The sequence below is a fragment of the Draconibacterium orientale genome, assembly GCF_900111425.1.
Lineage (GTDB): Bacteria > Bacteroidota > Bacteroidia > Bacteroidales > Prolixibacteraceae > Draconibacterium > Draconibacterium orientale.
Genome location: NZ_FOHT01000034.1, coordinates 21,351 through 45,861, shown reverse-complemented (window position 1 = coordinate 45,861; position 24,511 = coordinate 21,351). Strand labels below are relative to the sequence as shown.

The 24,511-nt window shown below is 42.9% G+C and carries 21 protein-coding genes; 7 read left to right on the top strand and 14 right to left on the bottom strand.

The annotated features are described in order from the left end of the window. The first annotated feature begins 80 nt into the window (after positions 1-80). Positions 81-1,127, top strand: a complete 1,047-nt coding sequence (locus tag BMW53_RS16630) for a Gfo/Idh/MocA family oxidoreductase (RefSeq protein WP_038562985.1) — start codon at positions 81-83, stop codon at positions 1,125-1,127. 136 nt (positions 1,128-1,263) lie between these two features. Here the strand turns inward: BMW53_RS16630 and BMW53_RS16625 are convergent, their stop codons facing one another. The 8 genes from BMW53_RS16625 to BMW53_RS16590 all read right to left on the bottom strand — a co-directional run bounded on the left by BMW53_RS16625 (position 1,264) and on the right by BMW53_RS16590 (position 11,723). Next, entirely contained in the window at positions 1,264-2,904 is a 1,641-nt protein-coding gene (locus BMW53_RS16625; RefSeq protein ID WP_038562982.1) for a SulP family inorganic anion transporter, read from the bottom strand. A gap of 173 nt (positions 2,905-3,077) precedes the next feature. Further along, positions 3,078-3,995, bottom strand: coding sequence for an aldo/keto reductase (locus BMW53_RS16620; RefSeq protein ID WP_051568093.1), 918 nt, complete (start codon positions 3,993-3,995; stop codon positions 3,078-3,080). Positions 3,996-4,085: 90 nt separating this feature from the next. Continuing rightward, complete coding sequence (locus BMW53_RS16615; RefSeq protein ID WP_038562979.1) at positions 4,086-4,892, bottom strand: FRG domain-containing protein; 807 nt, start codon at positions 4,890-4,892, stop codon at positions 4,086-4,088. Positions 4,893-5,117: 225 nt separating this feature from the next. Next, a complete protein-coding gene (locus tag BMW53_RS16610; RefSeq protein WP_074781017.1) occupies positions 5,118-5,333 on the bottom strand; it encodes a hypothetical protein in 216 nt (71 codons plus the stop codon). A gap of 178 nt (positions 5,334-5,511) precedes the next feature. Further along, positions 5,512-6,213 (bottom strand): class I SAM-dependent methyltransferase, encoded by a 702-nt coding sequence (locus BMW53_RS16605; protein WP_038562976.1) that lies wholly within the window; start codon positions 6,211-6,213, stop codon positions 5,512-5,514. 154 nt (positions 6,214-6,367) lie between these two features. Further along, positions 6,368-7,153 (bottom strand): PhzF family protein, encoded by a 786-nt coding sequence (locus tag BMW53_RS16600; RefSeq protein ID WP_038562975.1) that lies wholly within the window; start codon positions 7,151-7,153, stop codon positions 6,368-6,370. 133 nt (positions 7,154-7,286) lie between these two features. Beyond that, the gene (locus tag BMW53_RS16595) at positions 7,287-9,695 is read right to left on the bottom strand and encodes a TonB-dependent receptor (protein ID WP_038562972.1); all 2,409 of its coding nucleotides are present in this window, start codon (positions 9,693-9,695) and stop codon (positions 7,287-7,289) included. 75 nt (positions 9,696-9,770) lie between these two features. Then, positions 9,771-11,723: a sialate O-acetylesterase gene (locus BMW53_RS16590; RefSeq protein ID WP_038562970.1), complete on the bottom strand. Its 1,953-nt coding sequence runs from the start codon at positions 11,721-11,723 to the stop codon at positions 9,771-9,773. A 239-nt stretch (positions 11,724-11,962) separates the two neighbouring features. Between BMW53_RS16590 and BMW53_RS16585 the strand changes: the two genes are divergently transcribed. Both BMW53_RS16585 and BMW53_RS16580 read left to right on the top strand, forming a co-directional pair. Then, positions 11,963-13,567, top strand: a complete 1,605-nt coding sequence (locus tag BMW53_RS16585) for a fumarate hydratase (protein WP_038562967.1) — start codon at positions 11,963-11,965, stop codon at positions 13,565-13,567. Between the two features lie 457 nt (positions 13,568-14,024). Continuing rightward, a complete protein-coding gene (locus BMW53_RS16580) occupies positions 14,025-14,909 on the top strand; it encodes an NAD(P)-dependent oxidoreductase (protein WP_038562965.1) in 885 nt (294 codons plus the stop codon). Between the two features lie 226 nt (positions 14,910-15,135). Here BMW53_RS16580 and BMW53_RS16575 read toward each other — a convergent pair whose 3' ends face one another. After that, positions 15,136-16,248 (bottom strand): TlpA disulfide reductase family protein, encoded by a 1,113-nt coding sequence (locus BMW53_RS16575; protein ID WP_074781014.1) that lies wholly within the window; start codon positions 16,246-16,248, stop codon positions 15,136-15,138. A gap of 625 nt (positions 16,249-16,873) precedes the next feature. Next, entirely contained in the window at positions 16,874-17,011 is a 138-nt protein-coding gene (locus BMW53_RS20985; protein WP_175463515.1) for a hypothetical protein, read from the bottom strand. A 309-nt stretch (positions 17,012-17,320) separates the two neighbouring features. On the opposite strand from BMW53_RS20985, the gene BMW53_RS16565 reads away from it, so the two are divergent. Then, entirely contained in the window at positions 17,321-17,776 is a 456-nt protein-coding gene (locus tag BMW53_RS16565) for a (2Fe-2S)-binding protein (RefSeq protein ID WP_038562953.1), read from the top strand. A gap of 56 nt (positions 17,777-17,832) precedes the next feature. Further along, positions 17,833-20,049: a xanthine dehydrogenase family protein molybdopterin-binding subunit gene (locus BMW53_RS16560; RefSeq protein WP_038562951.1), complete on the top strand. Its 2,217-nt coding sequence runs from the start codon at positions 17,833-17,835 to the stop codon at positions 20,047-20,049. Positions 20,050-20,276: 227 nt separating this feature from the next. Here the strand turns inward: BMW53_RS16560 and BMW53_RS16555 are convergent, their stop codons facing one another. The 4 genes from BMW53_RS16555 to BMW53_RS16540 are packed head-to-tail and all read right to left on the bottom strand — an operon-like array spanning position 20,277 to position 22,676. After that, positions 20,277-20,993 (bottom strand): HesA/MoeB/ThiF family protein, encoded by a 717-nt coding sequence (locus BMW53_RS16555; RefSeq protein WP_038565631.1) that lies wholly within the window; start codon positions 20,991-20,993, stop codon positions 20,277-20,279. Next, on the bottom strand, positions 20,977-21,447 hold the full coding sequence (locus BMW53_RS16550) for a molybdenum cofactor biosynthesis protein MoaE (protein WP_051568092.1): 471 nt from the start codon (positions 21,445-21,447) through the stop codon (positions 20,977-20,979). Before BMW53_RS16550 ends, BMW53_RS16555 begins: the two co-directional genes overlap by 17 nt. A gap of 10 nt (positions 21,448-21,457) precedes the next feature. Next, entirely contained in the window at positions 21,458-21,700 is a 243-nt protein-coding gene (locus BMW53_RS16545; RefSeq protein ID WP_038562948.1) for a MoaD/ThiS family protein, read from the bottom strand. Between the two features lies 1 nt (position 21,701). After that, on the bottom strand, positions 21,702-22,676 hold the full coding sequence (locus BMW53_RS16540) for a GTP 3',8-cyclase MoaA (RefSeq protein ID WP_038562945.1): 975 nt from the start codon (positions 22,674-22,676) through the stop codon (positions 21,702-21,704). Between the two features lie 223 nt (positions 22,677-22,899). On the opposite strand from BMW53_RS16540, the gene BMW53_RS16535 reads away from it, so the two are divergent. Together BMW53_RS16535 and BMW53_RS16530 are read left to right on the top strand one after the other, a co-directional pair. Beyond that, complete coding sequence (locus BMW53_RS16535) at positions 22,900-23,916, top strand: XdhC family protein (protein WP_038562943.1); 1,017 nt, start codon at positions 22,900-22,902, stop codon at positions 23,914-23,916. Then, on the top strand, positions 23,909-24,502 hold the full coding sequence (locus BMW53_RS16530) for a nucleotidyltransferase family protein (RefSeq protein ID WP_051568091.1): 594 nt from the start codon (positions 23,909-23,911) through the stop codon (positions 24,500-24,502). The genes BMW53_RS16535 and BMW53_RS16530 overlap by 8 nt, the downstream gene beginning before the upstream one ends. The last annotated feature ends 9 nt before the right edge of the window (positions 24,503-24,511 follow it).

Here is a 24,511-nt window from a genome sequence, read left to right as displayed (position 1 = left end):
GCAACTTTTGTGCGGAAAACTTATTTCTGTATTTTTATAATCAAGAATTTTGTGAGTAATAATTTCATTCGTAATCGAACATGAATAATCAGGTTATAGTGGCGTTGGCTTCGTTTGGTATGTCGGGGAAAGTATTTCATGGCCCCTTGTTGAAAGTGAATCCGAATTTCAGGGTAAAACTGGTGTTGGAGCGGTCAAAAGAACTTTCGAAAGCGTTGTTGCCCGATGCGACGATTGTAAAAAGCTACGACGATATATTAACCGATACCGAAGTTGAACTGGTTGTTGTAAACACGCCTGATCGATTGCATTATACCATGGTGAAACAGGCTCTGGAGGCCGGAAAACATGTGGTGGTTGAAAAACCGGCCACCTTGCGGAGTGCGGAATTACAGGAGCTGATTGAGCTGGCACAGGCGAAAGGTTTGGTTTTTACTGTTTTCCAGAACCGCCGGTGGGATGGCGATTTCAGAACGGTGCAAAAAGTAATAAAGGAAGCCAAGTTTGGGCGGCTGGTAGAGTTTGAATCGCATTACGACCGTTACCGCACCGAAATTACACCCGACAGCTGGAAAGAAGAGGGCGATGAATATTGCGGTGTTTTGTATAACCTCGGGGCGCATATGGTTGACCAGGCCTACGTGTTGTTTGGAAAACCGCAAACGGTTACCGCCCATTTAAAAACAGTACGAACAGGAGGAAAAGTGGCCGATTATTACGATATCCGATTGGATTATGAAGGTTTTTCGGCCTTGTTAAAAAGCTCGTACCTGGTAATGGATCCCGGGCCTCGATATACGATAAATGGTGAGTACGGCACGTTTAAAAAGTGGGGGAGCGATGGGCAGGAAGAGCTGTTACAAGCCGGTAATTTGCCCAAAGGTGACGATTGGGGAAAAGAAGAAACCGATTGGTGGGGAACACTGGTGTACACCGAAAACGACGAGCAGGTGGAAGAACTGGTAGAAACCGTGCCCGGTGATTACCGCATTTTTTACGACAAGCTTTTCGAAGCCATCAGAAACAATAAAGCCTTGCCGGTTAATCCGGCTGAAGCGCTGGAGGTATTAAAGATTTTAGAGGCCTGCCTGTTCAGCAATAAACAGCGGCAAACGGTTTGTCTTTAGAAGCCTTTCGGCAGTGCGGAAGAAACAGGTACTTTAACTCAAAAAACAAGCACTTCGAGTCAAAAAACAGGTGCTTTAACTCAAAAAACAGGTACTTCAACTCAAAAAATGACTTCTTCGAATCGGGAAATGTCGATTACATGTTGGAAAATGATTTAGCATAGTCGAGCGCTTTTTCAAACGAATCTTCCATATCAATGTAATCAATAACTTTTGGGCTGAGACGTTTCTCCAGGTCGGTTTTTAGCTGCGAAGAAACACCCGACAGAATTACTTTCACTCCTTGTTTTTGCAGGATTTTAAGCGAGCTCTGCAGGTTTTTCATTCCCGTTTCGTCGATGAAAGAGACATGGCGCATACGCAGAATCAGCGTGTTGCAATTTTCCCCGATTTCCTGAATTACTTCGGAATAACGACGCGCCGATGCAAAAAACAAGGGGCCGCTTATTTCGTAAACTGAAACACCTTTTGGCAACTGCGAATAGTCTTCAATTACGTCGGTGTCAACAATGTTATTAATACGTTTTTCGCTAATGTCAGCCATACGTTTCATAAACAGGATAGCTGACAGTACCACGCCAACTTCAATGGCAACTGTTAAATCAACCAGCACGGTTAAAATAAAGGTGGTAAGCAAAACAATAATATCGAAAACCGATCCTTTCAGAATGGAAGCAAACGAGCGCCATTCGCTCATGTTATAAGCAACAATAATTAAAATACCGGCCAGGCACGACATCGGAATAAGTTTGGCCCATTTCCCCAAAAACAGCATAATCAGCAACAAGGTAATGGCATGTGCAATACCGGCAATGGGTGTGCGTCCGCCATTTTTTACGTTGGTTGCCGTACGTGCAATCGCTCCGGTTGCCGGAATACCGCCAAAAAACGGGGTAACTACGTTGGCAATTCCCTGGGCAATTAATTCGGTGTTCGAGCGGTGTTTTCCACTTATCATACCATCGGCAACCACTGCCGATAACAGCGACTCGATACCACCCAGCAAGGCAATGGTAAGTGCCGGTTCGAGGTAATTCTGCAAATCGCCCAACCGAATCTGTGGTACGGTAAAATGTATTGTATTACTGATCTCTCCAAAATAGGTTTCAATAGTTGCAACCGGTATTTTAAAAAGCTGTACTACCAGTGTAACAAGGATAATGGCCAAAAACGACCCCGGTATTTTTTTTACAAATTTTCCGCTGATTAGCGTGATGCCAATCGTTGCCAGTGTTACCAGCAAAGCTGCCGTATTTACATTACCCAGGTTACTAATATAAACCTGCCATTTTTCCAAAAATCCCGAAGGAAGGTCGGTAATGGTTAATCCCAGTGCATCTTTTATTTGAGTAGAAAAAATAACCAATGCAATACCGCTGGTAAAGCCAACAATAAGCGGGTGGGGGATAAATTTCAGGAGTGTACCAAGTTTTAACACGCCGAAAGCGATAAGCATAACACCGGCCAGAACCGTAGATATAATAAGTCCGTTAACGCCGTACTGCTGTACAATGCCGTAAACAATTACGATAAAAGCACCGGTTGGGCCGCCAATTTGCACACGGCTACCGCCTAAAAACGAGATAAGAAAACCGGCAACAACTGCGGTAATCAGTCCTTTTTCGGGCGAAACTCCTGAGGCAACAGCAAAAGCAATCGCCAGCGGCAGGGCAACAATACCAACAACAACACCGGCTAGTACATCGGAAGTAATTTGTTTTTTACTGATGCCATTTTTTAAAATCGTAAACAGTTTGGGCTTAAATATTGTATTCATGATGCGGATGAAATTTCGCGCAAAATTACATGGAATACTGCCTCATTGTTCTGAACTTAAGTCGGAAAATTGATCAGATCTGTTCTTTGCAGTAAATCAGCATGTTACAAGGTAAGTATTTTTTAACATTGGCCTGGCTTTCGCTAGTTTTATAAATAATACAGCTGTAAACCTTAGTAAAGTTTCTTCAATTCGGTTTCCATTCGCGAAATGTAATTGTCAACCTGATCCTTGGTCTCGAAGCCAACCAGCATCAAGTCAACGCAGCCCAGCCCAAGAACAAATCGCAGCGAGTTATCTATTTTTTTACTGTCGTTACGTAATTGCCCGTTACCCACCAGTTTCATGCCTATAACGCCTTTTCCCGATTGGTGCAATTGCTGAATAACCTCTACCACTTCCTGCGGATCGGGTTTGTCCATGGCAATTCCATACGGATTTATGCGCGCATGCAACACATCAACCCAGGGGCTTTCAACCGCAGCTTTCATGGCATCGAGCGAATGCACCGAAACGCCATGTGCTTTTATAATTCCTTTTGCTTTCAGGTTCGAAAGAATTTCCATTTGAGGTTTTAAGGTTTCTGTCCAGTCCTCATCAACCATACAATGTATTTGTACCAAATCGATGTAATCGGTATTCAGTTCTTTTCGGAAGCGGTCCACCACAACATTGGCATTGGGGCGTTCATTCTCGGGAATGCCACCCGGGCGTGTCCATATTTTTGTGGTAAGCGTCAGTTCTTCCCGCTTCATTTTTGTCATGGCTTCGGCAAAAAGCCCGTGTGTACCATAGGTATCGGCCAAATCAAAATAACGGATGCCTTTGTTGTATGCATGATGCAACAAATCGAGGCTGGTGTTTTTATCCTGTTTGGTAAGAAAACTGGTGCGGTTGGTGGCATGTACGCCGGTTCCCATCCCCAACAGCGTGGTTTTTATTCCTGAGTTTCCCAGTTCAACCAACTGAAAAGGATCGTGACTTCGTGCCGGAATATTGGCTGCATAAAGTGGATTTGAAAATAAAACATGTGCCGTACCAGCACCAAGCGCTGCGATAAATTTTCGTCTATTGATTTGAAAGTTGGCCATAAGGATATTTTTTAGTCATTTAAATTAAAAACAGTAAGCAAATGAATTTGTTGAATATCATTGGTTTTGGCTGTTGTTTGTCTGTTTCGATTATTGTTTTGGCCGGTAATGTCGTTTTAACCAACTGGCCAGGCCATCAAGCCCGGGGAAAAGTACCCGCTCGGTAATATTTGCCTGGTCGAGTTTGTCGCGTATTTCCCATTTTAATTCAGCAGGAATAACAATGCGCCGGAACAGTTCAGAATGTTTAAGCAGCCACTCGTCCAGAATCGAAGTGGCGCTTGTCATCACCGAAAACAGTGCAAACTGGTTTACAATCCGGTCGTCGATCGATGGCGGTTCAAAAAACAAAGCATGCCCTCTGCCAATGGTTTCATCCAGTTTCTGAATTGTTGGGAAAACAGATTCCAGCATTTCCACGGTAAATGCATTGCATTTTTCAAGCGTAAGCAATTCTTTTAAAGGTTCAGGAATAAGGCGGTTTACCTGCACGAAGTCTACCTTCCAAATTACGCCATCCAGGTCATATTTTTCGGTGTTCGATGTGGCAAAATGCATGGCAATGTATGGCGAGTACGTCCAGTCGAGCAAACGGGTAGCCAAACCATGGTGTTGCGCCAGTACCAAAGCCCGCAGTGGGGTGTTCGCCAGCGAAAAATCGTCGATACGGGCATATTTGCGGAAATTACGCAGCATATGGTATTCCAGCTCCGGACGTTCTCCGCAGTTTCGAACAAAGCTGTTCTCCAGTTTATAGTGGCAGTCGGAAAGACCACGAAATGCAAAGTCGGACCTAAACCGGCCAAGATCCGGTTTCCACGACTGGTGGTAAACTTCCTGTGTTAATTCTTCCCAGCTGTTAACCCGAATATCGTTTGAAGTGATCGCGCAATTCATAATACACCAATTCCGATTTTAAGTTATCTAAAGTACAAAAAAACAAAACAGGAAACCATTCACTGATTTCCTGTTTCATTCTTTGTTTTTTATTTCTATGAGGAGGATGTTACATCAATTGTATTTCAGCGCGTGCCTTAAGCTAAACGCTAAAATTACAATAGTTTATGCCGATTGAAGAGGAAAATTATCTTCGATAAAGCTCATCCTGATTTCACATCGGTATTATTCCATACTTTCTTTCGGAGGTGTTTTTTCTTTTTCCGGGGCATCTTTTTTTGCTTCAGTTTCAAAAGATGCATTTTTTTCGGGTTCAGCAGCTTTTACCTTGTGGGTAATAATTTTTTCTACCGGGTTCGATTTTTTTACCAGGTCGATTTTGTTGCTGATCTTCAATCCGAGAATGTAAAAAATTGAGGAGATGAGGATAAGAGCTTTCATGGTGCTTTCTGTTTTAATTCGAACACCAAATTATGTAAACGTCAGTAAATTCCGAAATTATATCTGTGAATGAGCGGAATTACTCTGCCAATGACATAATAAGCTCTGCAAAATGACATGTACGATCGATTTCCGGTTGGTACCAAACAGGAGATATATCGTCTTTTTGTGAAAAATTTTAAAGTTTCAGTTGTGCCAGATACTCGTGATGAGCACCTTTTTCGAGCAAAGTGCAATTGAAATCCAGTTCGCTGGCAATAAGTTGCAGGGTGTTGAAATCGATAAAAAGCCAGTTGAACTCAGCCTCATCTTTCCTGAAACTTACTTTGTACTGCATTTCTCCGTAGTAATTGTTGTTGGCAATATCAACCCACTGAGATCCGTCTTCTTCTTCAAAAAGGTATTTAATATCCGACGAGTCAATTAAAATCTGGCCCCCTTCCAGCAGAAGGCTTTTCAGGTGAGCCAGCAGTTTTTTCAAACCTTCAATTGTTCCGCCTATTCCGGTGCCGTTCATCAGCAATAAAATGGTGTTGAATTGTTCTTCGTTGTAGTCAAAAATATCAGCATGAACTACTTTTACAATTCCCTGTTTGCGCATCACCTCAACCGAAACTTCCGATTTTTCAAGTGCCGTAACGCTATAGCCTTTCTTTTGCAGAATCAATGAATGGCAGCCTGCTGCTGCTCCAATATCCAAAATACGGCCTTTGCAATTTTTTAGGGCAACTTTTTCAATTTTAGGCAGTTCTTTTTCGTTGCGGAAAAAATACGAAGGCGCAATAGTTTCGCCTTCTGTATAATTTGAATCTACCTGAATTTGAGGCGCTTTACCCCGTTCGAAATATTCTTTAATGGCCTGGCCAATCGGATCGTTCATTTTTAAATATAAATAGTGAATATGTGTGTAGTTGTGTTTTTTATCTTGTGCAAATATATACCACTTTCCTTTAAGTTAATCGATACCTTTCTACAAATTATTCTAAATAAGGTTAAGGTGCTTCTTCCAAAATTAACCCAAAGGAATTAAGTGCTTAAATACTAATGGTTCCAACAAGGTAAGTTACGGCTTTGCCACCAATCTCAACGCGATCGCCTAATTGTTTACAATGCAGAACACCACCTCTTTTCGATATTTGTTTAGCCAGCAGGTTTTGTTTATCCAGTCGAGCCGACCAGTACGGAATAAGCATGGTGTGCGCCGACCCGGTTACCGGATCTTCGTTAATGCCCAATGATGGTGCAAAAAAGCGCGATACAAAATCGTATCTTTCTGATTTGGCCGTGCAAATTATTCCGCGTGAAGTGGCTTCCAGCATTTTTGTGAAATCGGGCTCGAGGTTGGCAATGTCGTTTTCATTTTTAAATACCAGCATCAGGTCTTCGCGTCCTTTAAAACACTCCTGCGGATGGATGCCAAACGCCGTTTTTAAGCCGGTGGGAATATATTTGGCTTCCACTTCTGATGCCGGAAAGTTCAGTACCAGTAAATTGCCCTCTTTTTTTACACTTAGTTTACCGCTTCTCGACTGGAAACAAATTTTATCGGCAGCAAGGTTTAAATGCTGAAACATAACATGCGAAGTAGCCAGCGTAGCATGGCCGCAAAGATCAACCTCGGCTTCGGGCGTAAACCAACGGATATGGTAAGTGTCGTTCTTTTTGATAAAAAATGCTGTTTCCGAGAGGTTGTTTTCCATAGCCAGCTTTTGCATCATATCATCCGGAAGCCACTCATCATTCAGCGGAATAACGGCAGCAGGATTTCCTTCAAAAACTTTCTCGGCGAAGGCATCAACTTGATATACAGTTAGGTTCATAGCATGACGAATTAAGTTGCACGGCAAAGTTAAACGATTCGTTACAATAGTTCATATCAAACACCTTACACGCCAAAGTTTTAATGTTGCTTAAACATTACATTATGTAATGAAGTAAATATGTTGCTGTGCGTTAGAATTTTACAGTGAGTTTTAGGTTGAATTTACGTGATGTAAGGTAATTCGGAACCGCATACTGGTCGCCATAAATGCTAGATACCCAGAAATAAGAGATGGTATTGTTGATATCCAGCAGGTTAAATACTTCGAGGCTTAACGACAAATCGGTAATATGCCTGAAGAATGGGCTGCCGGAGCGGTTTGCCCGGCTTATGAATACTTTTGAAAGGCCAAGATCGATACGGCGGTAAGGCGGCATCCGAAATACATCCTGGTAACGCTCGCCATTTGGTGGCCCGGTGGGCAGGCGTGCACCGTAAAATCCCGACAGCTGCATTTTGTATGTTGGATTTCCCGGTAAATAATCCTGGAAAAACAAACTAAAATTCATCCACTGATCGGTAGGGCGGGGAATCATTCCATGGCCATCGCCTTTTATATCTTCTTCGGTTTGCAGGAACGATAAACTGGCCCACGATTGTAATCCGCTCACAAACTCGCCATTTATTTTAAAGTCAACGCCGGTGGCATAGCCGGTGGCTTCTTCTTCGGCCAGGTAACGTATGCGAACATTGTCTATTTGGTATGGAATCAAGCGGTTCATGTGTTTGTAGTAGGCCTCGGAGGTAAAACGAAACGGTCGGTCCCAGGCGGTGAAAAGCAGATCGGTGCCACCAACTACCTGAAACGAGCGTTGTGCTTTCGAGTCGTAATTAATATAGCCGTCGCTTTGTTTCAGCTCCTTAAAAAAGGGCGATTGATGGTACCAGCCCGCCGACAAACGGAACGACATTTTTTTCTCCCACTCGGGAAAATAGTTTAATGTGGCGCGCGGACTTACCAGCAACTCACTGTTAAAATCCCAGAAATTAAAGCGCACTCCGCCAGTTAAATACAAATCGCCATTTGCGGTGGGCACGCTCCAACTGTCCTGAATGTAGCCGGTTATACGGTTCGAACTGATTTTGTTTTTGGCATTCAGCGTATAAAACAATTTAACTTCGCTATCTGAATAAGGAATGGAATAACCGGCAGAATCGCGGTAGATCCACTCGTTTAACTCGTCGTTTATTTTTTCGTGTTGAAATTTAATTCCCCAGTTTACCAGGTGCTTCTCCGAGTTAAAGGCTCCTTTGTGCGAAAAACTGTAAACGGTTGCATCCAGGCTGTTTCGGGCATGGTTGATAAATGTACCTACTCCCAAATTCAGTGTGCTGTCGCCAAACTCTTCCGAGCCCAGATTTCGCTCCAGCTGGTTTAAATAGTATTGCCCCTGAATGTCGTAAGTCTCTTTTTCCTGTGCATGGTAAGCTGATGCAATAAACTTCAGGTTTAGGTTGGCATTGGGATGATAGTTAGCGGTAATCGCGCCAAGGTAAGTTTGAAAATCATCCTGTTCCTGTCCGTCAAAATATATTTTGGTGTTTAGCGGGTTTTGCCACGTACCAAAAGTTGTTTCGCGGGTTTGCGGAATAAAATTGTATTGGTTTTGCGCTACGTTGCCCAAAAACGATAAGTCGAATTTCTCGTTAAACTGGTAAGTTATGTAGGTCTGAAAATCAAGAAAGCGAGGATCGTATTCGCCCTGTTCATCCAAACTACCCAAAATGTAGCGGTTGGTTTTGTATCGAATTCCTGAAATGTGCGAAAGCTTTCCTTTAAGCGCAACATCTTCAAAATGCGCCGTAGCACCAAGCATACTAACCGATGCTGATCCGCTAAAGTCGCTGGGCCTGCGGTATTTAATATCGAGCACCGACGACATTTTATCGCCATATTTGGCATTAAAACCACCTGCCGAAAAATCGATGGTAGAAACCATGTCGCTGTTTATAAAACTCAAACCTTCCTGTTGCCCCGCACGAATCAGGAACGGACGGTAAACCTCCACATCGTTAACATACACCAGGTTTTCGTCGAAATTACCACCGCGCACCGTGTATTGCGAGCTTAACTCGTTATTTGACGATACACCGGGCAGGGTTTTTAATCCTGCTTCAATACCTCCCGAAGCACTCGAAATGGAGTTGATAATTTTCGGATCGAGACTAACAATACTTCCGCCGTTGCGTCGCTGCTCTTTTACAATTATCTCTGCCAGTTCCAGATTGATTTCCGGCATGGTGATTTGCTTGATAACTGTTTCTTCGCGGTTGGCATAAACCGAATCCTGAAAGGTTTGATACCCCAGCGACGAAAAGATTATCGTGAGCTGTTTACGCGCCGGAATCCGAAGCAGAAATTCGCCGTTGGCATTTGTAGTGGTTCCAAGGGTTGGATATTCTTTTAATACCACATTAACCATATCGATCGGAACGCCGTCCTGATCATTGATAACGCCTTTTAATGTTGCATTATTACTTTGTGCAACAGCAACCATTTGGCTAAGCAGTAACAGAAATAAAGTGGTTAAGTTTTTCATTATTAACACAAAGCTATGCAAAGGTGTTTTATATTCAACATTTTATTGTTCAGTAAATTGTGCTGCCGTGATAATTTATTTTGTTATTCCCGGCCAGTCATCGGTTCTAAAAGGATTGGCCGGCAGCAGCTCCAGGTTATACAGGTTTAAATCATCAGGATTGTCGGCCCAGCCAAAACGTACCGCCAACGGATCGGTAACTGCGTACGAATAAACAACCACCGTGTTTTTATTGATAACCTCTGCTTTTGCCCAATAAAACTGACGATCGGCTCCTGCAATTGAAAATGCTTTTACATAGCCATATTTATCTTTTACCGCCAGTCCCGAGCCAGTATTTGAAAAAGTAATGTAGGCTTTACCATCTTTAAATTCCACCGATTCGAATGTTGGGCCGGTATATACAATATCTTTTCCGTAAGCCACTTTAAATGCATTTAATGCCAGTCGCTTCCCAACATCCTGCTTGTTGCGCGGGTGAATATCATTCGCTTCGCCAATATCGATAGCCGAGGCCATCCCGGTATTTGACAGCTCCAGCGTTTTGGTTTGTGCTTCGCGCAATTCTGCCCATTCGCTATCCGTTGGATTTTGTACTGGTTTCATATAGTTGGCCAACTGCACAAAAAGGAAAGGGAAATCTCCCTGCTTCCATTGCGCACGCCAATCGTTTATCAAATTCGGAAATACGCGCTGATACTGTTTGGCCCGGCCGGCATTTGATTCGCCCTGGTACCAGATAACTCCTTTTATCCCGAATGGTACAATCGGATTAATCATTCCGTTGAATAAGAGGGTAGGATACGAGTTGGGGCCAAGGTTTATGTCTTGCATCACGGCCTTTGAAATTTTGAATTTCCAGTCGCCCGAGATATCGATTTTTTCCTGCCCGATAGCTACGTACTGATCTTCGGGAGCGCCCCATATTCCACCGCCGCCACCGGTGTCGTTAACGCGAACAACGATCATATTTTTACCGGGATTCAAATATTTTTTGTCGATGGTGTAAACACGTTCTTTATCGTACTGGTTTTCGGTTTTTCCAATTTCAATACCATTCAGAAAAGTAATATCAGAGTCGTCGATTTTTCCCAAATGCAGGTTCATATTTGTTTGGGTCTGCTCCTCGGTAAGATCAATTTCTTTCCGGTACCAGCCAATTCCGTCAATGTCAATATAACCTTGTTCTTCCCATAATCCGGGAGCTATGATTTTACTCCAGTCTTTGTCGTTTAACTCCGGATCAGACCAAACAGCTTTCCCGTCTTGCATGCCTTCATCCTCTGTTGGAATGTCGCCCCCAAGTATTTTTCTGATCTCAGCTTCCTTGTTCTTCCTGTACTCTTCAACATTCATTTGTTGCAGCTCGATCATTGGTGCCCTGAAGTCCGGATCGTTTTGAATGGTTTGTGCACTGGTCCAGGTTTCGGCTACTGTGCCGCCCCACGACGAATGTATGAGTCCGATAGGTACATTCATGTCTTCCTGCAACGCTTTGCCAAAGAAATAGCCAACCGCTGAAAAGTTATGCGCGGTTTGTGGGGTACATTCCATCCATTCGCCACTCTCCATATCCTCTTCCGGAAATTGTGCCACCCGACGCGGTACCGTAAACAAACGAATATTGGGATGATTTGCAGCATCTAATTCTTCATCGGCATTTTTTACCTGTGCCAGGGGCCATTCCATGTTCGATTGCCCCGAACACACCCAAACTTCGCCAATCATTACATTGTTTAACGAAATGGTGTTTTTGCCTTTTATCGTTAAAGTGTATGGACCTCCGTATTTTTGAGAAGGAAGTGCAACTTTCCATTCGCCATCCTGGTTGGTAGTTGTTTCAATCGTAGTTCCATTCAACAAAACTGCGACTTCTTCGCCTGGTGCGGCCCAGCCCCATACCGGAATTTCAATTCCTTGCTGAAGCACCATATTCGAACTAAATATTTTGGGAAGTTTTACTTCTGCTTTTGTAGTAGAAACAATGGCAAAAAGTAAAACATATAACAAATGGATTTTTGTCTTCATCGTACTATTTTTTCGTTTTCTCAAAGCTAATGAATTTATGCAAAACACATCATGTAAAACAAATCGATACTGATACAAAGCTTTCCAAATTCATCTGCTTTAGCGTTTGCAGATAACGATCATTGGATTTAAATTCGACGTATATTTCGGGTTAAATTTTTCAGGTTTCGCTTTAAAATAAAATAGAAACAAGCGAATAGTTTTATCTTTGAAGGAAAATTAATTTAACCGATTATACAATGGCAGATTTTAAATATCAAAAACCATTTCCAATTTTAAAAGACGATACCGAATATCGTTGTATTACAAAAGATTATGTATCAACCATTGAAGTTGATGGCCGTGAAATTTTAAAAGTTGATCCGAAAGGTTTGGAAGAACTGGCAAAAGAAGCATTTACCGATGTTTCGTTTTACCTGCGTGCTTCGCACCTTGAAAAGCTGGCCAAAATTCTTGAGGACCCGGAAGCAACCGATAACGACAGGTTTGTAGCACACACCATGTTAATGAACCAGGCAGTGTCGGCCGAGGGCGAACTGCCAACATGCCAGGATACAGGTACAGCAATTGTTATTGGTAAAAAAGGAGAAGATGTATATACCGGTGCCAACGATGCTGAAGCCTTGTCGAAAGGTATTTATGCTACCTACGCCGAAAAGAACTTGCGTTATTCGCAAGTGGTGCCTTTTACCATGACCAAAGAAAAGAATACCGGAACAAACTTGCCCGCACAAATTGATTTGTATGCCGAGCAAGGAAATAAATACGAATTTTTGTTTGTAACCAAAGGTGGTGGTTCGGGTAACAAAACCTTTCTGTATCAGCAAACCAAGTCGTTGCTGACCGAGGAGAACCTGACTAAATTTGTGAAGGAAAAAATTATGGACCTGGGCACTTCTGCCTGTCCTCCGTATCACCTGGCGCTGGTAATTGGCGGTACTTCTGCCGAAGCAACATTGGCGACGGTGAAAAAAGCATCAGCCGGTTATTTAGATCATTTACCAACCGAAGGCAACGAAGGGGGCCAGGCTTTCCGCGATTTGGAGTGGGAAGAAAAAGTAACCAAAATTTGCCAGGAAAGTGGAGTAGGTGCGCAGTTTGGCGGAAAATATTTCGTACACGATGTGCGTGTTATCCGCTTGCCACGCCACGCAGCTTCTTGCCCGGTAGGTTTGGGGGTTAGCTGTAGCGCCGACCGTAACATTAAAGCAAAAATTACCAAAGAGGGTATTTTCCTGGAGCAACTGGAGAAAAATCCTGCACGTTTCTTACCGGCAAAAGCACCGGCTATGAGTCCGGCAGTGGATATTGACCTGGATCAGGGAATGGACAAAGTGTTGGCTGAATTAACAAAGTACCCAACAAAAACACGTTTGAACCTGAGTGGTACTTTAATCGTAGCCCGCGACATTGCACACGCGCAGATTAAACAAATGCTCGACGAAGGCAAACCAATGCCCGAGTATTTTAAAAACCATCCGGTGTATTATGCAGGTCCTGCGAAAACACCAAAAGGAATGGCTTCAGGTAGTTTCGGGCCAACAACTGCAGGTCGTATGGATCCGTATGTTGACGAGTTCCAAAGCCACGGCGGATCGATGATTATGCTGGCAAAAGGAAACCGCTCGCAAGCCGTTACCGACGCCTGTAAAAAACATGGAGGTTTTTACCTTGGTTCGATTGGCGGACCGGCTGCTATTTTGGCCAAAAACAGTATTAAATCGGTTGAGGTAGTCGATTTTGAAGATCTTGGAATGGAAGCTGTTCGTAAGATTAAGGTGGAGAATTTCCCTGCATTCATTATTGTTGACGACAAAGGAAACGACTTCTTTAAAGAACTATAAGGAAATTTAAAGAGATAATAGAAACCTTCGGAGTTTATCCGGAGGTTTTTTTATGCTCTGGATTGTACATTTCAAAAGCAAACGGAAAGCAGTCAGCATCCACTCTCCGTTATCAATTATAAATCTATGCGAAAGATTTGGCGACAAATATAATCAAATGTTCGGGAGTTTTAAAAATAGAAATTCCAGAAGGTGTTGTTATTGAGTGTTTTGTAAAAGAGTAAAAAGTTTTTTTATAAAGTTCTATCAGTTGATACGAAAACATAAAGAATAGAAAGTCAGAGGTAAAGGAGTTAATTTATCTTGTCATCTTTATGATAAGAGGTGTTTCTTATCGGGTTATAATCTATAATGTTAATTCATTCTGAACAGTGAACTTTATTGCGGATTATTGCCGAATGAATAATTTTGCTGAATGTGATGAAAACTTTAGTTTTGGTATCCTTAAAATAATAAAATGAAAAAAGATATTACAATTGGTTGGATCGGCACCGGAGTTATGGGGACATCGATGCTGGGCCACTTAAATAAAGCAGGTTACGAATGTATCACCTATACCCGAACAAAAAGTAAGGCCGAATCGTTGCTGGCAAACGGCGTAAAATGGGCCGACAGTCCGGCTGAGGTTGCGGCAGTTTCGGATGTTATTTTTACGATTGTAGGTTTCCCGAAAGACGTTCGCGAAGTGTACTTTGGCGAAAAAGGTATTCTTGCAAAAGCAAAGCCGGGTGCTGTTTTGGTTGACATGACAACCACAGAGCCAAGTTTAGCTGTTGAAATTTATGAGGCCGCGAAAGTTAAAGGTATTCAATCGGTTGATGCACCGGTTTCAGGTGGTGATGTAGGTGCTAAAAATGGCACATTGTCGATAATGGCCGGTGGCGAAAAAGAAGCTTTTGATAAAGTTTATCCGTTGTTTGAAAGTATGGGCAAGCAAATTGTTTACCAGGGGGCGGCCGGATCGGGGCAGCACACAAAAATGTGTAACCAGATTACCATTGCCGGAACCATGATCGGGGTTTGCGAAGCTTTGTTGTATGGGCATAAAGCCGGTCTCGATTTGCCAACAATGCTTTCATCAATCAGTGGTGGAGCGGCAGGTTGCTGGACACTCGACAACCTGGCACCACGTATTGTAAACCGAAATTTCGATCCCGGATTTTTTGTGGAGCATTTTATTAAAGACATGGGAATTGCCTTAAAAGAAGCCGAAGCAATGGGCTTGTCGTTACCCGGACTGGCACTGGTAAAACAACTTTACCTGGCTGTTCAGGCGCAGGGCCACGGAAAATTGGGAACACATGCATTAACGCTGGCTTTGGAAAAATTGTCGGGCTTGTAATTGCAGTTTTAGTTTCTTATTCCTGAAGTGAAAACCGGGGGCGACTGGCATTATTAACGGTTGGTACATGTTGTCGGGGGCGGATTTCGGAGAGCCTGCCTGCCGCAGGCAGGCGTTACTGTACGCCATCTGGCGGACACGGAACTGCGAAACTAGCCCCGAAACTTCGGGGCGCAGTTGGCGTACCACCGAACCCAGCCATGCAATATGTACTGCAAACCGTTTTTTAATTTTCAAATATTTGTCCTAATTCATAGTCCGCGTAAGATTCGCTACACAGTCTATATTTTATAATTTTTCCATCAGGATTTACAAGATAATTCTGCGGAATGAATTTTACATCATATCGTAAAAAAGCTTCATTTTTCCATCCTTTCAAATCAGATACATTAATCCAAGAAATTGAATCTTGCCTAATTGCATTTGTCCAGCTATTTTTATCACTGTCTGCTGAAATACCCAGGATTTCCAATCCTTTGGGGTTATACTTGTTGTAAATCTTTTTAAGCCATTTAAAATCTGTCCTGCACGGACCACACGACGATGACCAAAAATCAATCAGTACATATTTACCCCTGTAGTCTGAAAGTTTTATTGTATCTCCGGTGGGAGTAACTTGCATAATATCAGGAGCCAAATCTCCAACCTTTGGCGGTTCCGGTAATTCAATATATTTTTCAATTTCAATTCCCTTTTCAGACTCTTTTAACTCGCTGAATAAACTATTAAAAGCAGATTGAATTTGGTCTTTCTTTAAGTGCCTAAAGGCAAGGTAGCTTTCTGAATGAAGGATGTTTAATGCCACGTAAGAGTCTGAGTGATTTGTGATGAATTCAACAATGCTATCGCTCAGATTACTTTTCAATTCTTCAATTATCAGTGAATCTGCTTTCTGTTCTTCAGGCGACTTAAAATAAAGCTCTTCTTGTATTTTGTTGATTTCTTTTGTTGCAGTGTCAACCATCTTGCTATAAACATCAAATTCATTTTGGGACACTGATTTTTCAATGGTTACATTTTTTAAGAACTCAAAGTCTCCAATTATTTTAATTTGTGCAGGTTCAAGCCAAATATACTTTTGGTCTCTGAAAGGTTGCTCATTTCTTCGATTATGTAATAAAAAATATTGGGGATGAGAAAGGGGGAAAGAGTAGTCAAACTCTCCATTTACAACTTGAATGGAATCAACAAGAATCCTATTTTCCATATCCAGAAGGAATAGCGTGGTCTTGTCAGGTGCGTTTTTAAAACTCCCTGTTAAATGACATTCTTCTTTCTCTTTATTACTGCACGAAACAACAAAAAAAAGAAGAAGTATTAAAGCTAGTTGCACTTTCATTGGTTTTCGTTTAAAATGGTTTGAAACTAGTTTATATGTATACACGAAAACCGTACAATAATTCCATCTACAGGAAATTATATCAGCCTTAGGCATACAATATTCAATTTTGTAAAAGTTATTTTCTGTTGTTATTTCAGGGCGCGTATTCAACGGTTTTGGTTTTTAATTGTGTATAAAGTTAGCATAATAAAAAAATAAAACAACACTGGTTTAAATCCTCACATATGGTTTATCTCTCAGTATATAAATACTTAGCATCGGGGGCTAAAGCCCACTTTAGAAGCTGAGTTTACTAACCCCGGCATTAATGCCGGGGTTAAACATAGCACGGCAGAACAGGGCTTTAGCCCGTAAGGCTTATTGCAGGCGGGTTTCCGAAAACCTAATGTTGCAAAAACAGCTAACTACCAGATTACAAGAGATCCCAGGAGCTCTATTTGTAACTTTCGCAGGGCTGCGAAAGCTTCCCGGAGTGCTATTTACTGCTTTCGTAGGCGTACGAAAGCTTCCCAGAGTGCTATTTAGTGCTTTCGTACTACTACGAAAGCTTCACTGTGTTCTCAAAACTGTTTTCGTACTGCTACGAAAGCTTCACTGAGTTCTCAAAACTACTTTCGTACTGCTACGAAAGCTCCACCGTGTTCTCCAAAGTCCTTTCGTAGTGCTGCGAAATCTCCAGCGTGTTCTCCAAAGTCCTTTCGTAGTGCTGCGAAAGCTTCCCAGAGTCCTGGTTGCCGCTTTCGCAGGCGTACGCTGCCACCAAATAGTTCTATTTACTGTTTTCGTTACCATGCTGTGGTTAAACATCCGTATAATGTGTGGCGGGTATTTGCTTTTTCACTTTACTCACTACTCATTACTCATAACTCACTACTGAAACGACGATAAATGTCAGCAAAACAGCAGTGTATTGCAGCACTGGGGCCTGTTTCCGTTTTCTTTATTTATTCCTGAACATTTACGATAAGTCTTTGTTGTAAAGGGTGTTACTAAAATATGTGAAAATCAGTATATCTTACTGTGTAAGCTTCGTAGCATCGTTTAAAATCTATAAGAAAACTATAAAAAAATGGCAGTATTTAATCTGAACATCAACGGAAAACAGCATGAGGTGGATGTTGATCCGTCAACTCCAATGCTTTGGGTACTCAGAGATCACCTGGATTTAGTAGGAACAAAATTCGGCTGTGGAATTGCACAGTGCGGGGCGTGCACCATTTTGGTAAACGGAGTTGCAACGCGTTCGTGTATCACTTTTGTCGACTCGGTGGGTGACAAGGAAATTACAACAATTGAAGGGCTCTCGGAAAACGGAGATCACGCGCTTCAAAAAGCATGGATTGAAGAAGATGTGCCGCAATGTGGCTACTGCCAAAGCGGACAAATTATGAATGCCGCTGGGTTGTTAAATGCGAATCCATCGCCTAGCGACGAAGAAATTGAAATGGCTATGCATGGTAACATTTGCCGGTGCGGAACATATACCCGAATTAAAAAGGCGATTAAAACAGCTGCTAATTCATAATCTGCACCACACTGGTACTACGCTTTTCGCATTAACTAACATTAAAATTATTTCACATGACAACGGTTAAGACAAAACTCGATAGACGTTCTTTTATACGAAGCTCGGCATTGGCCGGTGGCGGATTACTGCTGACTTTTAGTTGGCTGGCTCCGGCTTGCACTACCGACTCGCCCAAACAGCTAACCATGCCCGATGAGTGGTATGAGTTAAACGGTTTTTTGAAAATCGGGAACAATGGAGCGGTTACCATAATGTCGCCTAACCCCGAGATTGGCCAGAATGTAAAAACATCGATGCCGATGATTGTTGCCGATGAACTGGATGTCGACTGGAAATTTGTAATGGTGGAACAGGCACCGTTAAATACCGATATTTTTACCCGGCAGTTGGCAGGAGGCAGCCAGTCTATCCGGCAGGGGTGGAACGGACTCCGAATGGCCGGTGCAACGGGCAGAAGGATGTTACGCGAAGCTGCCGCCCACGAATGGAAAGTTCCGGTAGATGAAATTACTACCGAAGCCGGAGTTTTATACCATAAAAACAGCGGGAAAGAAGCCGGTTATGGTGAAATGGCCTCTGCTGCAGCAGAACTGACCGTTCCTGAAGAGGTAGAGTTGAAAGACATAAAGGATTTTACCATTATCGGTACCTCAAGAAAAAATGTGGATGGTCAGAAAATAGTTACCGGAAAACCTTTGTTTGGCCTGGATTATAAGGCGGAAGGAATGTTGATTGCCATGATCGAGCATCCACCGGCATTTGGTATGAAACTAAAATCGTTTGATGCCACCGAAGCAAAGGCAATGCCCGGGATAATAGATGTTTTTTCCATAAAAACGTATAACGACGACTACCAAATGCAGTGGTCGGATGTTACTGCTTTTACCGAATTAGTAGCAGTAGTTGGTAAGTCAACCTGGGAGGTAATGAATGCCAAACTGATGCTAAACGTGGAATGGGAACCGATCGCGGAAGACAATGCGCAGGGTGTTCCTGCAGGTTTTGAAAGCACTGCCGATCATTATAAAAAGATGGAGGAAGCAGCTGCCAAAGCGGGTAGGGAACAGCGTCGTGACGGAAATCCCGAAGAAGCATTTAAAAATGCTGCCAAAGTAATTGAACGAACTTATACCGCACCATTTCAGGCGCATAGCCCGATGGAACCGATGAACTTTTTTGCCGACGTAAAAGATGATTTTGCGCTGTTGGCAGGCCCTACTCAAACGCCGGAGTTTATGGAGAAAACGGTGGCTGCCCGTTTGGGTTTGCCACTTGAAAAAGTGGATGTGCAAATGACCCGTATGGGAGGAGGTTTCGGACGACGCCTTTATGGCCACTTTATGGTGGAAGCAGCTGTTATTTCGCAGCAAGTGAAAGCACCTGTAAAGTTGATTTACTCGCGCGAAGACGATATGTCGTACGGAATTTACCGTCCGGCTTACCATGCCTTATACCGTGCTGCGCTGGATGCCGATAATAACCTGATTGGTTTCCATGTACGAATGGGAGGAATCCCGGAAAGTCCGTTACATGCCAACCGTTTTCCGGCCGGAAGTGTTGATAACTACCTTGCCGAAAGCTTTACGGTAGAGTCCAATATCAGTACCGGGGCTTTTCGTGCTCCCGGCTCCAATTTCAATGCCGTAGCCGAACAATCGTTCCTCGATGAGGTGGCCGAAGCTGCCGGCAAAGATCCTATTCAGTTTCGCCTCGACTTGCTGAAACGCGCACAGGAAAACCCTGTAGGTAGTAACAATGATTACGATGCAGCGCGCTATGCCGGCGTTTTGGAGCAGGTTCGCGAAAAGTCGGGCTGGGATACCAATTCCGAAGGTAAAAACCGGGGTGTGGCTGCCTATTTCTGTCACAATTCGTATGTGGCAAATGTGGTGGATATCGCCAATAAGGATGGAAAACAGGTAATTGAGAAAGTATATGCTTCGGTTGATTGTGGTATTGTGGTAAATCCCGATGCAGCGGTAAACATGACGGAAGGAAGTATTGTGGATGGAATAGGCCATGCCATGTACAGCGAATTGACTTTCAGTGAAGGGCAGCCGGAACAAAACAATTTTGATATGTATCGTTTGATTCGTCATGCAGAAGCACCAAAAGAAATAGAAGTACATTTTGTGGAAAACAATATCGATCCGACCGGGTTGGGCGAACCACCTTATCCACCGGTAATGGGAGCGCTGGCAAACGCTTTATACAAAGCCAACGGAGAGCGCTATTACCATCAGCCATTTGTGAAAAACAGTATTGGATAGATCTAAGAATAGAACGCAGATGACACTGCTCGAACTGATTTTCGCTGATTTATCTGTGATCATCAGTTGAAATCGGCATTATCTGCGTTCCACCTATACTCAAAATGATTCAATCGTTTTCCGAATATTTCATTTAGTAGCTTTTGTGTTTTGAGGTTTGTTTCTAAACTTTACAGATAAATCAGTGAATATCCGCTAAATCAGCGTTATTAGCGTTCCATCTTCACTCAAAACCGAAACAAATTAAACCGGTTATCGCGGATATTAAACACCAATAGTTTTCCGCTGATTACTTCACCGTAACCGGTTATTATTTTTATAATTTCATTGGCCTGTAGCGTACCTGTTATTCCGGGCAAAACACCTAAAAGGCCAATGTCATCTTCTTTGTAAATGCCGTCTTTTGGGGTTGTTGGAAACAGATTGGTATAAACAGGACCGTTCTGATAATTAAATACACTTATTTGCCCCTCGTAATTTAGCACCGAAGCAAAAGCTAGTGGCTTGTTTAAAGCTGCCGATTTTAAGCCGATCAATTGTCGGGTTTTATAATTATCGGTGCAGTCGGCAATCACATCGTATTGTTGGAAAAGCTTTTCCGCATTTGATTCATCCAGTTTTGTGTCAAATGGCTGAACCTCAATTTCGGGATACAAGGTCTTTATCTTTTGAGCAGCGATCTCCACCTTTTTTTGCCCCACTTCTGCTGAGGTATAAAGTATTTGTCGTTGCAGGTTCGAGGTGCTCACCACATCATCATCAACAATACCGATGTTGCCAATACCCGCGGCTGCCAAATAAACGAGTAAGGGACTTCCAAGTCCGCCGGCACCAATTACCAGCACCCGCGCATTTTTCAGTTTTAGCTGGCCGGTAAGGCCAATTTCCGATAAGGAAAAATGACGTGTAAACCGTGTGCGGTCTTCGTTATTCAGCTCTTTCATAGTGGTGATTATTATGGTGGTGATGGTGATCGTCGCTTATGCAATCGCAGTTTTGGCCCCATTCGCTGGTACCGTCAGCAAAAAACTCGTGCTTCCAGATGGGCACCTCATTTTTCACGCGGTCGATAATGTAGCGGTTGGCGTCGTAGGCTTCTTTTCGGTGCCCCGATCCGGTAATCACAACAACGGCACAGCCGCTGATCTCAACACGTCCAACACGATGAACGCAGGCGGCCTGATTAAGTTTAAAACGCGATTTGGCTTCCTCCAATATCTCGCTAATCATTTTATTGGCCATGGGCTCGTAGGCTTCGTATTCCAAATGGGTAACTGCCCGGCCTTTATTGTTATCGCGAACTTCGCCACTAAAGAGCACTACTGCGCCGCTTTGCGGGTGCCTGAAGTTTTCAAACAGTTCGCTGTAACTGATCTCCGTATTTTGAATGTGCTTCATATCGTTCGGTTTATCCTCCGCTTGACGGTGGAATTAAAAACAAAGTGGTTTGGTCTTTTATCGTTTCATCGAGTGGTACAAATTTTTCGTTCACTGCAATCCGGCAGCTGGTCAGTACCTCTTTTGCCTCCGGGTTTAATTCACCCAGTTTTTCAAGTAGGCAGGCATAACTTTCTTCCGGTGCCACTTCAACGCTGGTTTCGTCGCCAAAGAACTTCTTCAGTCCCGCAAAATATACAATCTTTCTATTCATATTAGCCTCCTATATTTCTCATTGATAATTCGCTGCCATGGAATTTCACTGCTTGTTTAAGCAGCAGTAACCCTTTCAGTTTCTCGATAAGCAGCTGGTCGTTATTGATATACGGCATCAGTTTTTCGCCGTGGGCATTGCTCAGACAGCCAAAAAAGTATCCGTTGCTATCTAAGCGTAAACGGTTACAGTCGTGGCAAAAAGGTGTCGATTCATTGGCGATAATGCCAAATACTCCACCCCTGGAAGTACGCCAGTAATGCGCTGTTGATGCATGTTCGCGCTTCATTTCTTTTATTTCATATTTCTCCTGAATTGTTGAAAGAATTTCTTTTTCGGGAAAGAAAAGCCCATTCTCTGAATGGTATAAATGCCCCATTTTCATCAATTCCAGGTAGCGGATTTTTACCCCCAGTTCGGTGGCATAATCAAGTAATGGAACAATCTGCGAGTCGTTTTTCCCCCGCATGATAACCGCATTCAGTTTTACATTCAATCCGGCTTTTATTGCTGCTTCAATCCCCTGGAAAACGCGCGATGTATCCGATCGGCGTATAATTTTCCCAAAGGTTTTGTTATCGATGGCATCCACCGAAATGTTGATTGAGTTTACGCCTGCATTTATTAGCTTTTCCGCATTTTCTTTTAGAAAAAATGCGTTGGTGGTTAAACGTATGTCGTTAATCCCCAGTTTTTTGATGTTTTCAATAAGTGGGTAAAGATTGGAATAAAGCAAAGGCTCCCCTCCGGTTAACCGAACGCTTTTCAAGCTCGTTAAGCGGTGTACTGCCCGTATCAACTGCGTGAATTCTTCAACTGAAATAGGTTTGTCAGCACCGTTTTGATCGGGTTGAAGGTTTGTATTTTCATCAAACTCATTGTCAACACAATAAACGCATGAAAAATTACACGAGTTCAGGAGACTTATCCTTAGCTTTTCAAATCTTCTGCCCAGCTTATCTTCAATTTTCAACATGTCTATTTAACTTGAAAATCGTTGATTTGTTCAGTTAATTCAGACTGACAGGTATTTTGATTGTAATGGTTTGTGTTAACCGGTAATTATCTGCCAAATGTGAGGATTTTATTGAACAGTATAAATCATTTTTGTGTTATAGTGTTGGTTTGTAAATATTTGATGTATTTTTAGTTAGGAGAATTAAAATTTACCTGCGAAACTAACCTTTAACATTTTTGATATGACACACGAACTGAAACTACTCTTCAACACGCTTAAAAACTGGCAACAATTGGGAAAGAAAGCTGTATTCGTTTCGGTGGTTGACCTTGATGGTTCATCCTACCGACGACCCGGGGTTCGAATGCTGATTCGCGAAGATGGTGAGTATGCCGGAGCAGTTAGCGGCGGTTGTGTTGAAAGTGAGATCGAACGTCAGGCACAAAGTGTTTTCCGTAGCAACATACCAAAAGTTATTACTTACGATGGCCGGTACCGGATTGGCTGCGAAGGTGTTATTCATGTTTTAATTGAACCTGTTGAGCTTTCCGATGAACTTCTGAACGCATTTAATAATCAGCTGGAAAGCAGAAGGCCTTTTCAGATGGATTCGTTTTTTTATACCGAAGTGGGTGAGTACGATGATGTTGGTTCGGTGCTTCATATTAACGGCGCAGACTATCCTTTAAATCCCAATTTTAAACGAAATGAAACTGCAGGGCAAAAGTGTTTCTCGCAAACTTTCGAGCCTTTATTCCAGCTTTTTATTTTTGGGGCTGAGCATGATGCCGTTCAGCTCAGTCAGGCTGCGAAGCTACTGGGATGGGAGGTAACAGTTGTTGCATCGCCAGAAGAGTCGAAATCATGTGATTATTTTCCGGGGGCAGCAGCGTTGATTACTCCATCGTTTGATGCCATCGACACTTCGGTTATTGACGAGCAAACCGCAGTGGTTTTAATGACGCACAGCTTTAATAAGGATGTTCAGTATTTAATGGCGCTAAAAGATATTAATCCGGCATACATTGGTTTATTGGGGTCGGTAAACCGCCGGGAGCGGGTAATTTCGATGTTGCTGGAACAGGTGCCTGATCTTCCGCTGGAGTTTATTGAGCAAATCAATGGCCCGGCGGGAATTAATATCGGAGCTGAAAATGCGTCGGAGATTTCGATTTCGATTCTCGCAGAAATATTAAGCGTGGTTAGAAAACAAAAGCCTGTGGCTTTGCGCGAAAAAGTGGGTACCATTCATGAATAATATTCCTATAGTATTGCTGGCAGCCGGTGCTTCCTCAAGAATGGGGCGGCCAAAACCATTGTTGCCATGGGGCGAAAAAACCTTAATCGAACACCAGCTAAACATCTTGTCGGAAACGGGTAGTTCAGTGTTGGTGGTTTTAGGAAAACAGGCTGAAAATATTATTCCATTACTTAACGATTTGCCGGTAAAATTTACCATAAACGAAAACTGGGAGCAGGGCATGGGAACTTCCATTGCTGCGGGTGTTAACTTTGTAAAACAACAGTTTCCTGATTGTAATGGAGTACTGATTACTTTGATTGACCAGCCATTGATTACAACCAGCCATTTAACAACCTTGCTTACCAATTTTGAAGCGGAAAAGCAGCAAATAATTGTATCGCAAGCTGAATCGGGATGGCAGGGCGTTCCGGTAATATTCGACCGGTTTTACTTCAATGAACTCTCGGAATTAAGCGGGAAACAAGGAGCAAAAACGATCTTCAGGAATTATCTGCATCAGGTAAAAGCTATTGCGTGCGGAGCGATTTTAGACGATATGGATACCTGGGCACAGTATGTAAAACTCAGGAATGATCAGTAGCTGAAAAAC

Coding starts and splice junctions, on each gene's coding strand:
- BMW53_RS16625 (WP_038562982.1), bottom strand. CDS start 2,904: ATGAATACAATATTTAAGCCCAAACTGTTTACGATTTTAAAAAATGGC.
- BMW53_RS16630 (WP_038562985.1), top strand. CDS start 81: ATGAATAATCAGGTTATAGTGGCGTTGGCTTCGTTTGGTATGTCGGGG.
- BMW53_RS16555 (WP_038565631.1), bottom strand. CDS start 20,993: ATGAAAGAGCTGAATAACGAAGACCGCACACGGTTTACACGTCATTTT.
- BMW53_RS16605 (WP_038562976.1), bottom strand. CDS start 6,213: ATGAACGATCCGATTGGCCAGGCCATTAAAGAATATTTCGAACGGGGT.
- BMW53_RS16575 (WP_074781014.1), bottom strand. CDS start 16,248: ATGAAAGTGCAACTAGCTTTAATACTTCTTCTTTTTTTTGTTGTTTCG.
- BMW53_RS16615 (WP_038562979.1), bottom strand. CDS start 4,892: ATGAATTGCGCGATCACTTCAAACGATATTCGGGTTAACAGCTGGGAA.
- BMW53_RS16540 (WP_038562945.1), bottom strand. CDS start 22,676: ATGTTGAAAATTGAAGATAAGCTGGGCAGAAGATTTGAAAAGCTAAGG.
- BMW53_RS16590 (WP_038562970.1), bottom strand. CDS start 11,723: ATGAAGACAAAAATCCATTTGTTATATGTTTTACTTTTTGCCATTGTT.
- BMW53_RS16620 (WP_051568093.1), bottom strand. CDS start 3,995: ATGGCCAACTTTCAAATCAATAGACGAAAATTTATCGCAGCGCTTGGT.
- BMW53_RS16585 (WP_038562967.1), top strand. CDS start 11,963: ATGGCAGATTTTAAATATCAAAAACCATTTCCAATTTTAAAAGACGAT.
- BMW53_RS16545 (WP_038562948.1), bottom strand. CDS start 21,700: ATGAATAGAAAGATTGTATATTTTGCGGGACTGAAGAAGTTCTTTGGC.
- BMW53_RS16565 (WP_038562953.1), top strand. CDS start 17,321: ATGGCAGTATTTAATCTGAACATCAACGGAAAACAGCATGAGGTGGAT.
- BMW53_RS16550 (WP_051568092.1), bottom strand. CDS start 21,447: ATGAAGCACATTCAAAATACGGAGATCAGTTACAGCGAACTGTTTGAA.
- BMW53_RS16580 (WP_038562965.1), top strand. CDS start 14,025: ATGAAAAAAGATATTACAATTGGTTGGATCGGCACCGGAGTTATGGGG.
- BMW53_RS16530 (WP_051568091.1), top strand. CDS start 23,909: ATGAATAATATTCCTATAGTATTGCTGGCAGCCGGTGCTTCCTCAAGA.
- BMW53_RS16610 (WP_074781017.1), bottom strand. CDS start 5,333: ATGAAAGCTCTTATCCTCATCTCCTCAATTTTTTACATTCTCGGATTG.
- BMW53_RS16535 (WP_038562943.1), top strand. CDS start 22,900: ATGACACACGAACTGAAACTACTCTTCAACACGCTTAAAAACTGGCAA.
- BMW53_RS16600 (WP_038562975.1), bottom strand. CDS start 7,153: ATGAACCTAACTGTATATCAAGTTGATGCCTTCGCCGAGAAAGTTTTT.
- BMW53_RS16560 (WP_038562951.1), top strand. CDS start 17,833: ATGACAACGGTTAAGACAAAACTCGATAGACGTTCTTTTATACGAAGC.
- BMW53_RS16595 (WP_038562972.1), bottom strand. CDS start 9,695: ATGAAAAACTTAACCACTTTATTTCTGTTACTGCTTAGCCAAATGGTT.